Source organism: Blastococcus haudaquaticus, from assembly GCF_900230285.1.
GTDB classification, from domain to species: Bacteria; Actinomycetota; Actinomycetes; order Mycobacteriales; family Geodermatophilaceae; genus Blastococcus_B; species Blastococcus_B haudaquaticus.
The window spans coordinates 858,705-872,041 of record NZ_OCNK01000001.1 but is presented as its reverse complement, the minus strand read 5'-3'; the positions used below and the strand labels follow the sequence as shown (position 1 = coordinate 872,041).

The window sequence follows — 13,337 nt, the reverse complement described above, 5'->3', positions numbered from 1 at the left end:
ATACCCGACCTCTGCGAGCGCCGAAACCGGGGACCGCGTCGTTCACCCCGAGGAGGGGGTGGCAGCCCCCGAACTCAAGCACGAGGGCCCGCGGTCCGATCGTCAGGTCATGAGCTTCCTTCGACGGGCGCGGAGCACCAGCCTCCTGACACGCTTCGGCGCGGTCAGCCTGCTGCTCACGATCGCCGTGGGAGCGGTCCTCTCCTCGGTGCTGGGCGAGGCCATCGCCGAGCGGGCGCGCCAGCAGGCCGAGTGGACGGCGATCGTCACCGTCCGCCTGGGCCTGCAGCAGCAGCTGACCCCCCAGGAGCTGGCGGAGGGCTTCGACCCCGAGCGGCTCGCCAGCGTCGCCGCGGCCGTGAACACCGCGGCGGCGGGCCTCCAGGACGGCAGCTCGCTCGACGACCTCGATCCGGTCGAGCTCAAGATCTTCAACCGTGCCCGCGAGATCGTCTTCTCCAACGAGAGCGACCGCATCGGCGCCGTGTCGGAGTCGCACGAGCTGGACGACGCCCTCGCGGGGAAGGTCGTGTCGGGCTTCTCCCACTCGCACGACGACAGTGCCGGCAGCGAGGACGGCGAGCGCGTGATGCTCGAGGTCTACGTGCCGGTGCAGTACGACGGCTCGTCCAGCCCGGACGGTGCCATGGAGCTGTACCTGCCCTACGCCCCGGTCGCCGCCGCGGTGGCCGAGGACGTGCGGACCATGACGATCGCCCTGGTCGTCTGCCTCACCGTGTTCTACCTCGTCGTCTTCCGGCTGATCGCGTCGGCGTCGCGGAAGCTGCGCCACCAGACCGACGAGCTGCACAGCTCCGCCGAGCGGGACCGGCACCAGGCCACCCACGACGCCCTGACCGGCCTGCCCAACCGCGAGCTGCTGCGCGACCGCCTCGACCAGTCCCTGGCCGCGGCCGCCCGCTCGGCCGGCGAGGTCGCGCTCCTGCTGATCGACCTGGACCGCTTCAAGGAGATCAACGACACCCTGGGCCACTCCTACGGGGACAAGCTGCTCCGCCAGGTCGGTCCCCGCCTGCAGTCGGTGCTCCGCGACGGCGACACCGTGGCCCGCCTCGGCGGGGACGAGTTCGCCGTCCTGCTCCCCCTCGTCGACGGGGTCGCCGAGGCCGAGCAGGTGGCCGAGCGGCTGCGCGAGGCACTGCACCGCCCGTTCGACGTCGACGGGGTCTCCCTCGACGTCGAAGCGAGCGTGGGCATGGCGATCTCGCCATGGCACGGCACCGACAGCGAGGCGCTGCTGCGCAACTCCGACATCGCGATGTACGTCGCCAAGGAGATGAAGGCGGGCGCGGTGGTCTTCGAGCCCGACGAGCACGTCACCACGTCGTCGGGACTCACGGTTCTCGGAGACCTGCGCCGGGCGCTGGAGGGCGGCGACGAGCTGTTCCTCCACTACCAGCCCAAGTACACCCTGGACGGCGAGCGGATCGAGGGCATGGAGGCGCTGCTGCGCTGGCAGCACCCGACCCAGGGCCTCATCCCGCCCGGCGACTTCATCCCGGCCGCCGAGGGCACCGGCATCATCCTGCGGCTGACCGAGCACGTGCTCGACCTGGCGCTGGCCCAGCTGCGGCTGTGGCTGGACGCGGGCCGCGCCGTCCCCGTCGCCGTGAACCTGTCCACCCGCTGCCTCCTCGACGCCGGACTGCCCGACCTGGTCGAGCGGCTGCTCACCGGGCACGGCGTGCCGGCAGCCCTGCTGCGGCTCGAGGTCACCGAGAGCGCGGTCATGGGCGACGCCGCGCGCTGCATGGAGGTCCTGCAGCGGCTGCACGACCTCGGCGTGAAGCTGTCCATCGACGACTTCGGCACCGGCTACAGCTCGATGGCGTACCTGCGCCGGCTGCCGGTCGACGAGCTCAAGATCGACCGCTCGTTCGTGCTCGGCATGACCACCACCGCGCACGACGCCGTCCTCGTCCGCACGGCGATCGACCTGGGTCACAACCTGGGGCTGACCGTCGTCGCCGAGGGCGTCGAGGAGCAGGCGCACGTGACGCTGCTGCGCGAGCTGGGGTGCGACGTCGCGCAGGGATACCACTTCGCGCGGCCGATGGGGGCCGAGCAGATGACCGAGCTGCTCGTCGCGACCGGCACCCTGCACGACGTGCACCGCCCGGCGGACACCCGCTCCTGAGCGGTCAGGCGCCGTCCGCCCCGCCCGGATCCGGGGACGGCCGCCATCGACCCGGGTCGATGGGGAAGACCCACCGGCGCCCGGGCCACTCCGAGGCGCACCACAGCTCCTCGCCGGGACGGGACCAGGCGAGGTCCTCCGGCCCGGTCGGCAGGACCCCGCGGTGCCGGACCCAGCCGTGCGGCGCACCGGTGTACAGGTCCCCGGCCACGCCCTCGCCGGCGCTGGCAGTGACCCACCACCCGGAGCCGTGCACGGCCGCGCCCTGCATCCGGTCCGGCTGGCCCTCGTGCACCTCCGACGGCGCCACGCGACCGCGGCCGTCCACCGCGGGCAGGCACGTGCTCGGGTCGATCGGGTAGACGGCCAGCCGGGGCGAGGCGCCCGCGCGGCGGTACTCCCCGACGACGAGGCTCGGCTGCCGGTCCAGCTCGCCGGTCGAGAGGAAGGAGTACCGGAGCCGGTGGCGGCCGGAGCGCACCGGGACCCGGAACGCGGTGAGCTGCGGGAGCACGTAGGTGGAGCCGCGGGACGGGCCGGTCGGCCCGACGCGCAGCACGTCGCGGAGGCGGAAGAGCCTCAGCCCGAGCACGGTGTCGGCGACGTAGAGCAGGTCCCCGCAGACGGCGATCCCACCCGCGTGCACCCGCACGGCGCCGGTGGCCCGGAGACCGGGGAGCCGGCGCGGGACGACCAGCAGCACGTGCCGGTAGCGAGGGCGGTCCGGGTCCGACCGGTCGACCACGGAGATCCGGGTGCCCGGCGTCGGCGCGAGCCCGCGGCGCCGGGAGTACCAGGCCACGAGCAGGACGTCGCCCGTGCGGATGCTCGCGATGCCCTGCGGCCACCAGGACGGGTCGTCGCGGTCCCGGGCGTCCCAGGTGAACCCGTTCCCCGAGGCCGCACCGGGGACCGTGCAGCGCTCGGCGGTCCGGTCGAGATCGGCGAGGACGCCGTCGAGCCCGACCCGGCACCGTGCCGCGCTCAGGCGCTCGACGGCCCGGGCACGTGACCGGGTCGCCGCCAGTGCGTACGGCGTTCCGACGCCCACGGACGGCAGTCTCCCGGGCGTGGGCGCCGTCCGCTCAGTCAGCGCTCCGGCCGTTCCGCCCGCATGCTGGGAGGTGGCCCACGGTCGATCCGACCAACGCTCCAGCCAGCGGGTGTGCGGCGCCGACAGGGAGGAACGGCAACATGAGACCGGCTACGGGCGTGTCCGACGCCATCGCGGGCGAGCGGACCCTGCACCGGACCTCGGCGTCCCGGGCGCTGATCCAGGCCCTGCGCGTGCGGCAGTGGCCCAAGAACGGACTCGTGGTGGCGGCGCCGCTCGCGGCCGGCGTGCTCTTCCGGCCCGAGGTGCTGCTGGACACCGCGATCGCCCTGGTCGCGTTCGTGCTCGCCTCCTCCGGGACCTACCTCCTGAACGACGTCGGCGACGTGGACGCCGACCGGCTGCACCCGACCAAGCGCCACCGCCCCATCGCCCGCGGTGACCTGCCCCTGCTGCCGGCGACGATCGCCGGGGTCGCCCTCCTGCTGGCCGCGGTGCTGCTCCCGGCGCTCACGGGGCACTACTCCCTGGCCGCGTGCATCGCCACGTACACGGTGCTGACCAGCCTGTACAGCAGGTGGCTCAAGCACGAGCCGGTGGTCGACCTCGCCGTCGTCGCGGCCGGCTTCCTCCTCCGGGCCATGGCCGGCGGCCTGGCCGCGGGGCTCGAGCTGTCGCCGTGGTTCCTCACCGTCGCGTCGTTCGGGTCCCTCTACATCGTCGCGGGCAAGCGGTACTCGGAGATGGTCAACCTCGGGGACGACGGCCCCAGCATGCGGCCGTGCCTGGAGCAGTACTCGGCGAGCTACCTGCGGTTCGTCTGGTCGATCGCCGCGGCGGTCCTCGTGGCCACGTACTGCCTCTGGGCCTTCGAGGTCTCGCACTCCCCGGGGATGGACGCCACGGTGCCCTGGCTGGCCTTCTCGGTGGCGCCCTTCGTCGTCGGCGTCCTGCGCTACGCCCTGAACATCGACCGCGGGGCCGCGGGCACACCCGAGGACATCGTGCTGAGCGACCGCGGTCTCCAGGTCGTCGGCCTCGTCTGGCTCAGCGCCTTCACCTGCGGTGCCCTGGGTGTCTGACGGCGCCCCCGCGGGGCGCGCAGGGTCGCAGCAGGTCCTCGCCGGCTGGGGCGGGACGGCCCGGACGACGTCCTGGGTGCTGCCCGTGGCAGCGGACGAGGCGGCCGTCGCGACGGTCACCGCCCGGCCACCGAGGGGGGTCATCGGGCGCGGCCTGGGGCGCAGCTACGGGGACGCCGCGCAGAACGCGGGGGGAGCCGTGCTCGACCTCACCCCCATGGCCGGCGTGCGGTCCTTCGACGTGGCGCGGGGGATCGTGGAGTGCGACGCCGGGATGAGCCTGGACCGGCTGATGCGCCTCGTGCTGCCGTTCGGGTGGTTCCCCCCGGTGTCCCCCGGCACGCGCTTCGTGACGATCGGCGGGGCGATCGCCGCGGACATCCACGGCAAGAACCACCACCAGGAGGGCAGCTTCGCCCAGCACGTGCGGTGGATCGACCTGCTGACCGCCGACGGGCAGGTCCGGTCCCTGGAGCCGGCGAGGGACGCCGAGGCATTCTGGGTCACCGCCGGTGGCATGGGGCTGACGGGGGTGGTCCTCCGTGCCGGGGTGCAGCTCCTCCCGGTGGAGACCGCCTACATGTCCGTCGACACCGAGCGCGCCACCGACCTCGACGACCTCCTCGCCCGCCTGACGAGCACCGACCACCGGTACCGCTACTCCGTGGCCTGGATCGACCTGCTGGCCCGCGGCGGCAGCCTCGGGCGCGCGGTCCTCACCCGTGGCGACCACGCTCCCCGGGCGGCGCTCCCGGACCGCCGCCGCGCGGACCCGCTGCGGTTCGCGCCGCGGCCGGTCGCGACGGTCCCCGGGATCGTGCCCTCGGGGCTGCTCCGCCGCGGCACCGTCCGCACCTTCAACGAGCTCTGGTACCGCAAGTCGCCGCGCCGGCGGCAGGGGCAGATCCAGCCGCTGGCGGCGTTCTTCCATCCCCTGGACGGGCTGCTGGACTGGAACCGCGTGTACGGGGCGGAGGGCTTCCTGCAGTACCAGTTCGTGGTGCCGTTCGGGCAGGAGGACGCCGTCCGGACGGCCGTCGGACGGCTCAGCGCGGCCGGCGCGCCGTCGTTCCTCGCGGTGCTCAAGCGGTTCGGGCCGGCCGACCCCGGGCCGCTGTCCTTCCCCGTCCCCGGGTGGACCCTCGCGCTCGACCTCCCCATGCGGACGCCCGGGCTGGCGGCGCTGCTCGACGGCCTCGACCAGCTCGTCGTCGAGGCCGGGGGGCGGGTCTACCTCGCGAAGGACTCCCGGCTGCGCCCGGAGCTGCTGCCGCAGATGTACCCCCGGCTCGAGGAGTGGCGGGCCGGGCGGGAACGGCTCGACCCGGACCGCGTCTTCGCATCCGATCTGTCCCGGAGGCTCGCACTGTGATCAACGCCCTCGGTTCCCCCCAGTCGCTGCTGCTGCTGGGCGGCACGTCGGAGATCGGCCTGGCCGTCGCCGAGCGGTTCGTCGGGGACCGCACCCGCCGCGTCGTGCTCGCGGGCCGGGACCCGGTGGCTCTCCGGTCGGCCGGGGAGCGCCTGGCGGCCGCCGCCGCGCCCGCGTCCGTCGAGGTCACCGTCCTGGAGTTCGACGCCCTCGACCGCACGTCCCACGCGGCAGTGGTGGACCGTGCGTTCGCCGGAGGAGACGTCGACGTGGCGTTGATCGCCTTCGGCGTCCTCGGTGAGCAGGAGCGGGCCGAGCGCGACGCCGAGCACGCCGTGGAGGTCGTGACCGTCGACTTCACCGCGGCTGTGTCGGTCGGCGTCCCCCTCGCGCAGGCGCTCCGGGCACAGGGCCACGGGTCGCTCGTGGTCCTCTCCAGCGTCGCGGGGGAACGCCCCCGGCGCTCCAACTTCGTCTACGGTGCCGCAAAAGCGGGGCTCGACGCGTTCGCCACGGGGCTCGGCGACGCGCTGCGTGGATCCGGCGTCCACGTGCTGGTCGTCCGGCCCGGGTTCGTGCGGACGCGGATGACCGCGCACCTCCCGGCCGCGCCGTTGAGCACGACGCCGGAGGCAGTGGCGACGGCGATCGTGGCGGGGGTGCGGTGGCGGAAGGAGACGATCTGGGTGCCGTCCGTGCTGCGGCTGGTCATGAGCGTGCTCCGGCACCTGCCACGGGCGGTCTTCCGCAGGCTGCCGATATGAGCGCGCGGGCCGACGCGGTGGAGAGCCGCACGGGTGCGGTCCGTCGGGAGGCGGCGGGGTTCGCGATGGTCGGGGTGCTCGGTCTCGCCGTCGACGTCGGGGGCTACAACGCGCTCGTGCACCTGGGCGGTGGCGGCCTGCTCGGCGACCAGCCCCTGGTCGCCAAGACCGTCTCGCTCGTCCTGGGGACGACCGTCGCCTATGTCGGCAACCGCGTCTGGACCTACGGGGACCGCCCACGCGGCAGCGTCGTCCGCGAGTACACGCTCTACATGGCGCTCAGCGCCGTCGCCCTGGGGATCGCCCTGGTCTGTCTGGCGGTCTCCCGCTACGTGATGGGGCTCACCAGCCCGGTGGCGGACAACATCTCGGCCAACGGCGTCGGGCTCGCTCTCGGTGGTGTCTTCCGCTTCGTGACCTACCGGCGGTTCGTCTTCCGGGATGCCGAGGACTGACCCGGCACGGCGGTCGGACGACCGTCCCCGCGAGCGCGCCGGGCGGAGAGTGCTCAGGGAGCTGACGGGGAGGTCTCCGGTCGCCGGCGGAGCCGGTCCGGCACCGGGTCCGGGTCCGGGCGATCCGCCCCGGCCGCGTCCTGGTCCTGCGCGGCGGCCACCGGTCTGCGGAACCGCCCGGTGCCCCACGCGGCCAGCAGCACCGAGCCCCCGCCGATGGCCAGGCCCGCGATGTCGTCGACGATGTAGTGCCAGCCGAAGTAGATGGTGGCGGTGACGGTCAGCGCGAAGAAGGCCCAGAGGACGGCGCGCACAGCCACCGACCGGAGCGTCAGCTGCGCGATCAGCGCCGCCGTGAAGATGATCGACACGTGCAGCGACGCGAAGGCGGCGATGCTCTGGATGCGGTCGGTGCCCTGCGGATCCTCCAGGACGAGCCAGCGGGACACCAGCAGGCTGTGCTGCAGCGCCGACGTGCCGGTCTGCGGGAGGTCCCAGAACAGCTCGGGCTGGGCGTACACCGGGCCGCGGGACGGCAGGAGGTAGTAGCTGGCCGTGCCCAGGGACCAGTTGAGGCACAGCGCCGTGACGTACCAGCACGCCTCGTGGGAGCGGGCCCTCGAGACCAGGGCCAGCGCGAGGGAGGCGGGCACGAACATCAGGAACGCCAGGTAGACCCAGGAGAGGATGTGGGCGGCCGCACCGGTGCCCAGCACGTCGTGGAGGAACTCCGCGGGTGCGGTGTCCCCCGTGAACCACCCGTCCGACTCCGCAAGCTCGTCGTCGACGATGTCGGACCGGAGCAGCGGGAGGAAGTGCTTGAGGTTCCGGTAGGACACGTACGTGGCGTAGAAGGCGGCGAGGCCGATCAGGACCGGCAGCAACCGCCGCCACGGCCAGCGCTCCCGTGCGACGACGACGACCTGCTGCACCAGCCCCGTGGCGGAGCGGGTCCGCCACAGCGCGCGGGGCAGCACGTCCGCCGCGAGCATCAGCGTCACGATCAGCGGGAGGCGCACGTAGGTCGGTCCGAGGAAGCCGTCCGGGTCCCGCAGCGGGAGACCCAGGTACACGGCGCAGCCGATCGCGACGATCCCGCTCACCAGTGCCACGGCGACGGCCATCCCGTAGGCACCGGAGCGGACGACACGAACGGCGGGTTCAGTCATGTGCAGCTATTTTCTCTGAATCGTCGGCAAACACACGTCGTCGTCGCCTCGACTCGCCGGTGAACGGCAGAAATACGGAGCGCCGTGAGGACGATCACCCTACCGGTCGACCCGACGGGGACTCCGGAGGAGCCGGGCTTCCGGGGTGCGTCGAGGCTCGGGTGGGCCGTCGTCGGTGTGTCGGCCGGCGTCCACCTGGCGCTGTGCTGGGTGCTCCGCGGCTTCCTGACCGACGACGCCTGGATCTCCGTCCGGTACGCGGAGAACCTGGCGGCCGGGGAGGGCTTCGTCTGGAACCCGGGCGGCCCGCGCGTCGAGGGGTTCAGCAACCCCCTGCTGGTGGCGCTCGAGGCGCTCGCCGATGCGGTGGGCTGGTCGGCCCCGGGGGCGGCGCGAGCGGTCGGTGTGCTCAGCGGCGTCGCCTGCGTGGCCCTCGTCTACGGCAGGGGCCGGCACGTCGTCGGCGAGCACGCGGCGATGATCGCCGCCTTCCTGACCGCGTGCAGCGCCCCCTTCGCGCTCTGGGCGGTCGGCGGGCTGGAGACGCTCCTGGTGGCGCTCGTCGTCACCGCGGGCACTCTCGAGGTCGCCCGCCGGGACGGCGGTCGGGTGTGGCACGCCGCCGCGGTGTTCGCCCTGCTCCCGTGGCTGCGACCCGAGGGGCTCGCCGTCGTGGCCGCCGTGGTCCTGGCCGGCGAGGTGCCCGGCCTGTTCCGGGCGTCGACGCGCCGTCGGGCCTTCGTCCGGGGGCTGGTGCTCGGCGGCGTCCCGCTGTGCTCGCAGCTCGTGCTGGAGGGCCTCCGGCTCGGCCTGTACGGGCACCTGCTCCCCAACTCGGTGCTCTACAAGTCGGGGGCCGGCGACGGCGTCACCGTGCTCACCAAGTTCCTGGACCAGGCATGGCTGCCGATGGCGCTGGCCCTGGTCGGTGCGGTGCTGGTCGGCGGCCGGGCCCGCCTGCTCGCCGCCCCGGTGGTCGTCTACGTGCTGGGATCCATCGGCACGCTCGACAGCGCCAATGCCTTCAGCCGGTTCTTCATGCCGGTGTGGCCGCTGCTCGCCCTGCTGTCGGCGGTCGTCGTCGGGTACGGCGCCACCCGGCTGGTGCGGCGGGGGCGCTCCGTGTGGGCGGTCGTCCTCGCGGCCGCGGCCGGGCTGCTGCTGCTCGCGCTGCCGCCGGCCGATGTCCGGAGCGTCCACGGCATGCAGGAGCGGTACATGGACTGCCGGGTCGGTGCGCGGGAATCGGCGCTGGACTGGCTGCGGACGACGCCGCCGGGCACGTCCTTCGCCATCTCCGACGCCGGGCTCGTGCCGGCCCGGGCGGGCGGGCGGTTCGTCGTCGACAACTTCTTCCTCAACGAGCCGCTCATCCAGGAGACCGGCCGGATCCCCTTCCGGGAGCGCGCGGACCTGGTCCACGACCGGGCCCCGGACGTCCTCGTGCTGTCGAGCCGGGAGCCCGGGACGTTCGTCGGGTACTACCCCACGGAGCAGGCGATCCACGACCATCCCGCCATGTCGGCCTACCGCCTCGCGCACGTGGCGAGCGGTGGCGGCCCCGGGTGCTCGTACCACCTCATGCTGTTCAGGCGGTGACGCGAGCGTGTGGACGATCCCGAACTTCCTCACGGCCCTGCGCCTGCTCTGCGTCCCCGCCGTCGCGGCGGTGCTCGCCCTCGCCGGGGACAGTGCCGGCGGGCGGCTGACCGCGCTGATCCTCTTCGGAGCGGCGTCGGTCACGGATCTGGCCGACGGGTGGCTCGCCCGCCGCTGGGGGCAGTGCACGGACTTCGGCGCTCTCGCCGACCCGATCGCCGACAAGGCGCTGGTGGGCACGACGCTGGTGTGCCTGTCCGGGCTCGGCCTCCTCGCGTGGTGGGCGACGGCCGTCATCCTGCTCCGGGAGGTCGCCGTCACCGTCCTGCGGCTGACGGTGCTCCGGCACGGTGTGCTTCCGGCCAGCCGCGGCGGCAAGGTGAAGACGGCGACGCAGACGGCGCTGATCGTGCTGGCACTGGCGGTGCCCGGCTGGACCGTCGTGCTGGACGTGGTCGTCGTCGGCACCGTGGTGTGGACGCTGGTCACCGGGCTCGACTACGGCCGGCGGGCGGCGGTCCTCAGGCGGGGGCCGGTGGTCCTCGCGGTGGCGGCTCCGGCGCCAGGGGGCGTCGCGGTTGCGGACGGCCCGGGTCGCCCGGGCGGGGGCCGGTCCGCTCAGCAGGACGGTGGGGCGGACAGCTCCCGCGTCAGGTCCTGACGCAGCCACACCCGGTAGCCGCAGATCGTGGCCACGACGCGGTACCGGTCGTGGACCAGGTCGCGCAGCCGCGCCCCGTCGTCGATGTGCCAGGCATCCAGCGCGGTGACCTGCACGATCCACGCCGGCGCCCGGGGCCCGGCCAGCGTCGCCCGGAGACGGGCCTGGTCGGGATCGGCCGTCCGCATGGGCACGCTCCACAGGTGCGGGTAGGGCGAGGACATGTCCGCCGTCTCGAGGACCGACGGGAGGCCGTACGCGACGACGCCCGTGTCGGAGGGCGCCTTGGAGTCCGCCAGCCACTCGCCGACCCGCTGGCCGGCCCAGAGCGACGGCACCGACGCGTGCAGGACGACGGCGACGGTGGTTCCCAGGGCCGCGGCGCCGACGACCACCCTGCTGCACCCGCGCATCCAGGCGCCGGCCACCGTGGCGCGGGGGGCGACCACCGCCACGGCGAGCACGGCCGCGGGGGCGAGCTGCAGCAGGTAGGCGGGCCAGAAGCTGCCCCCCGCGGTGATCGCCGCGACGCCGAACAGCACGAGCGCGGTGATCGTGCGTCCTTCCGGAGAGCCCTGCGCGAGGTCGCGGCGCGCGCCGAGCAACCACACGACGACGACGGGGAGGAGGCCGCCGACGACGCCGAGGACCAGCAGCTGGGCGCCTCTGCGGATCGTGGCGTCGGGGTTGCTGGACCAGATGGCGTCGAGGGCCGCACCCCGGAAGCCCACGAGGTCGCGCCATGCGGCGGCCGGCTCCACCGCCGACGACGCCAGCCAGAGCCCGGCCAGCGCACAGACGACGAGCGCACCGGCCGCGGCGGCCGACGCGACGAGGAGCGCACGGCGCCGAGCGGTCTCGTCCCGTCCCCACCGCGTGAACAGGACGAGGCCGGCCAGGAAGAGGACGCCCTCGAGCAGGTTCTGCTTGACGAGGGGCGCGGCGGCGGCAGCCGCGCCGGCGCCGGCGGCCCACCACCCGGCGCTCCCGGGTGGGTCCGCGTGCCAGGCGGTGAGCGCCAGCGCGAGGGCCACCATCACCAGGACGGCCCCGAACAGCTCGCCGTCCGCCTGGTCGGCGGCCAGCCCGGGGGAGCAGAGCAGACCCGCGGCCACCACCGCCGCCCACCGGCCGCCCGCGTCGCCGCCGAGGAGCCTGCCGGCGTGCCAGCCGGCGAGGACGAACAGCACGACGAAGGGGATCGCGAGCGCCCGGATGGCCTGGTCCCACTCGGTGAGGGCGGCGACCTTGAAGAGCAGCAGGAGGAGTGGGGGACGGTCGACGAAGTAGTCGCCGTACAGGAACTCCCCGCCGGTGTGCCAGTGCCGCGCGACCAGCAGGTAGCCGCCCTCGTCGTTCCGCAACGGGCGGGGCAGGTAGGTGAGGCGGACGAGCACCACGGCGAGGCACAGGACGCCGAGGAACCGCTTCGTCGTCGTCCGGGCGCGCCCGTCGTGCCCGGACGACGTCGACCGCACGGTCACGAGGACATTCCAGCGGTTCCGTCAAGGGCGTCCCCGGCCTATGGTCCCCCTGTGGAGGCCCTGGCCATGGTGGCGGCGGCACTCGTCGCGTTCGGCCACATGGCGTTTCTCGTCTACATGGTGGTCGGCGGATTCCTCGCGCTGCACCGGTTCGCCTGGATCTGGCCGTCCATCGGGGTGACGCTGTACTCGATCTACGTCACGCTCACCGACTTCACCTGCCCCGTCACCACGCTGGAGAAGTGGCTGCTGGAACAGGCGGGGCGGACGCCGTACGAGGGCAGCTTCACGGCGCACTACCTGCGCGACACCCTCTACCCGGCGCAGTACGAGACGGCGATCTGGCTCACCGCCATGGGCATCGCCCTGGCGTCCTACGTCCTCGTGCTGACGCGCCGGCGGCGGCACCTGCCCGACCGCGAGCGACTCGCGTCGTCCTGAGCACATCGGCGAGACGGGGGAGAGCGGGTGACGAGAATCGAACTCGCACTGTCAGCTTGGGAAGCTGATGTTCTACCATTGAACTACACCCGCGTGATGCTCTGACCTGCGAAGACAGGCCCCGGCCGCCCGGGCCGTGGCATCTGCGGAGAGAGTACACGGGTCACCCGGACGGGCGGCGCGAGGTCTGCCGCGACCCCCGTCCGGCATGACACGATCCCGACCGTGACCAGCGGCTCCGTGGCGACGCAGCACCTGCGCGACCTCGCCCGCCTGCGCCGCGTCAAGGACCGCATCGACCGGGAGTACGCGCAGCCCCTCGACGTCGAGGCGCTGGCCCGCGGCGCCCACATGTCGGCCGGCCACCTCAGCCGCGAGTTCAGGCAGGCGTACGGGGAGTCGCCCTACGCGTACCTGATGACCCGCCGCATCGAGCGGGCGATGGCGTTGCTCCGTCGCGGCGACCTCAGCGTCACCGAGGTCTGCTTCGCGGTCGGCTGCTCGTCCCTCGGCACGTTCAGCACCCGCTTCACCGAGCTGGTGGGGGTGCCGCCGAGCGTCTACCGGCGCGAGCACGCGCGGGCGACGGTCGGGATGCCGTCGTGCGTCGCGAAGCAGGTGACCAGACCGGTCAGGAATCGAGAAGCGCCCGCGACCGAGCCGTCCCTAGCGTGACCGGCATGGACATCACCATTCACTCCAGCTTCCTCCCGCACACCGATCCCGACGCCTCCCTGGCCTTCTTCCGCGACACCCTCGGCTTCGAGGTCCGCCTCGACGTGGGCTACGGCGGCATGCGGTGGATCACCGTCGGCCCGCCCGGGCAGCCGGACACCAACATCGTGCTGCACCCGCCGACCGCCACGCCGGGCCTCACCGACGACGAGCAGCGCACCATCCTCGAGCTGATGGCCAAGGGCAGCTACTTCGGCGTCAACCTGGCCACCAAGGACCTGGACGGCACGTTCGCCACGCTGGAAGGCAGCGGCGCCGAGGTCGTCCAGGAGCCCACCGACCAGCCGTACGGGGTCCGTGACTGCGCCTTCCGCGACCCCGCCGGCAACATGATCCGGCTCCAGGAACTGCGCTGACCGTCGG

At 73.6% G+C, this 13,337-nt stretch carries 13 protein-coding genes and 1 tRNA gene; 10 read left to right on the top strand and 4 right to left on the bottom strand.

Features of this window, described 5'->3' with window-relative positions:
* The first annotated feature begins 109 nt into the window (after window positions 1-109).
* On the top strand, window positions 110-2,158 hold the full coding sequence (locus tag CRP30_RS04285) for a putative bifunctional diguanylate cyclase/phosphodiesterase (protein ID WP_143278397.1): 2,049 nt from the start codon (window positions 110-112) through the stop codon (window positions 2,156-2,158).
* Window positions 2,159-2,162: 4 nt separating this feature from the next.
* Here CRP30_RS04285 and CRP30_RS04280 read toward each other — a convergent pair whose 3' ends face one another.
* Window positions 2,163-3,209: a hypothetical protein gene (locus CRP30_RS04280; RefSeq protein ID WP_097182654.1), complete on the bottom strand. Its 1,047-nt coding sequence runs from the start codon at window positions 3,207-3,209 to the stop codon at window positions 2,163-2,165.
* A 143-nt stretch (window positions 3,210-3,352) separates the two neighbouring features.
* Between CRP30_RS04280 and CRP30_RS04275 the strand changes: the two genes are divergently transcribed.
* Genes CRP30_RS04275 through CRP30_RS04260 form a run of 4 tightly spaced genes read left to right on the top strand, consistent with a single transcriptional unit; the run spans window position 3,353 to window position 6,885 of the window.
* Window positions 3,353-4,294, top strand: a complete 942-nt coding sequence (locus CRP30_RS04275) for a decaprenyl-phosphate phosphoribosyltransferase (protein WP_097182653.1) — start codon at window positions 3,353-3,355, stop codon at window positions 4,292-4,294.
* Window positions 4,287-5,666: a decaprenylphosphoryl-beta-D-ribose oxidase gene (gene dprE1 / locus CRP30_RS04270; RefSeq protein WP_097183130.1), complete on the top strand. Its 1,380-nt coding sequence runs from the start codon at window positions 4,287-4,289 to the stop codon at window positions 5,664-5,666. The genes CRP30_RS04275 and dprE1 overlap by 8 nt, the downstream gene beginning before the upstream one ends.
* A complete protein-coding gene (gene dprE2 / locus CRP30_RS04265) occupies window positions 5,663-6,430 on the top strand; it encodes a decaprenylphospho-beta-D-erythro-pentofuranosid-2-ulose 2-reductase (RefSeq protein WP_097182652.1) in 768 nt (255 codons plus the stop codon). Before dprE1 ends, dprE2 begins: the two co-directional genes overlap by 4 nt.
* A complete protein-coding gene (locus CRP30_RS04260) occupies window positions 6,427-6,885 on the top strand; it encodes a GtrA family protein (RefSeq protein ID WP_097182651.1) in 459 nt (152 codons plus the stop codon). Before dprE2 ends, CRP30_RS04260 begins: the two co-directional genes overlap by 4 nt.
* Window positions 6,886-6,938: 53 nt before the next feature.
* On the opposite strand, the gene CRP30_RS04255 is transcribed toward CRP30_RS04260, so the two are convergent.
* Window positions 6,939-8,054, bottom strand: coding sequence for a phosphatase PAP2 family protein (locus CRP30_RS04255; RefSeq protein WP_097182650.1), 1,116 nt, complete (start codon window positions 8,052-8,054; stop codon window positions 6,939-6,941).
* 84 nt (window positions 8,055-8,138) lie between these two features.
* Here CRP30_RS04255 and CRP30_RS22410 point away from each other — a divergent pair, with 84 nt between their 5' ends.
* Window positions 8,139-9,653 carry a glycosyltransferase family protein gene (locus tag CRP30_RS22410; RefSeq protein ID WP_159961513.1) on the top strand — a complete coding sequence of 505 codons (1,515 nt, stop codon included), beginning with the start codon at window positions 8,139-8,141 and terminating at the stop codon, window positions 9,651-9,653.
* A gap of 7 nt (window positions 9,654-9,660) precedes the next feature.
* The gene (locus CRP30_RS22405) at window positions 9,661-10,314 is read left to right on the top strand and encodes a CDP-alcohol phosphatidyltransferase family protein (RefSeq protein WP_159961510.1); all 654 of its coding nucleotides are present in this window, start codon (window positions 9,661-9,663) and stop codon (window positions 10,312-10,314) included.
* Here CRP30_RS22405 and CRP30_RS04245 read toward each other — a convergent pair.
* Window positions 10,272-11,798, bottom strand: a complete 1,527-nt coding sequence (locus CRP30_RS04245; protein WP_097182649.1) for a glycosyltransferase family protein — start codon at window positions 11,796-11,798, stop codon at window positions 10,272-10,274. The genes CRP30_RS22405 and CRP30_RS04245 overlap by 43 nt on opposite strands.
* A gap of 51 nt (window positions 11,799-11,849) precedes the next feature.
* Between CRP30_RS04245 and CRP30_RS04240 the strand changes: the two genes are divergently transcribed.
* Window positions 11,850-12,239, top strand: coding sequence for a DUF2784 domain-containing protein (locus CRP30_RS04240; RefSeq protein WP_097182648.1), 390 nt, complete (start codon window positions 11,850-11,852; stop codon window positions 12,237-12,239).
* A gap of 22 nt (window positions 12,240-12,261) precedes the next feature.
* On the opposite strand, the gene CRP30_RS04235 is transcribed toward CRP30_RS04240, so the two are convergent.
* Window positions 12,262-12,332, bottom strand: a tRNA-Gly gene (locus tag CRP30_RS04235).
* A gap of 132 nt (window positions 12,333-12,464) precedes the next feature.
* Here CRP30_RS04235 and CRP30_RS04230 point away from each other — a divergent pair.
* Both CRP30_RS04230 and CRP30_RS04225 read left to right on the top strand, forming a co-directional pair.
* Entirely contained in the window at window positions 12,465-12,914 is a 450-nt protein-coding gene (locus tag CRP30_RS04230; RefSeq protein ID WP_097182647.1) for a helix-turn-helix transcriptional regulator, read from the top strand.
* 5 nt (window positions 12,915-12,919) lie between these two features.
* Entirely contained in the window at window positions 12,920-13,330 is a 411-nt protein-coding gene (locus CRP30_RS04225; RefSeq protein ID WP_097183129.1) for a VOC family protein, read from the top strand.
* Window positions 13,331-13,337 lie beyond the last annotated feature (7 nt).

Coding starts and splice junctions, on each gene's coding strand:
- CRP30_RS04285 (WP_143278397.1), top strand. CDS start 110: ATGAGCTTCCTTCGACGGGCGCGGAGCACCAGCCTCCTGACACGCTTC.
- CRP30_RS04275 (WP_097182653.1), top strand. CDS start 3,353: ATGAGACCGGCTACGGGCGTGTCCGACGCCATCGCGGGCGAGCGGACC.
- CRP30_RS04255 (WP_097182650.1), bottom strand. CDS start 8,054: ATGACTGAACCCGCCGTTCGTGTCGTCCGCTCCGGTGCCTACGGGATG.
- CRP30_RS04260 (WP_097182651.1), top strand. CDS start 6,427: ATGAGCGCGCGGGCCGACGCGGTGGAGAGCCGCACGGGTGCGGTCCGT.
- CRP30_RS04225 (WP_097183129.1), top strand. CDS start 12,920: ATGGACATCACCATTCACTCCAGCTTCCTCCCGCACACCGATCCCGAC.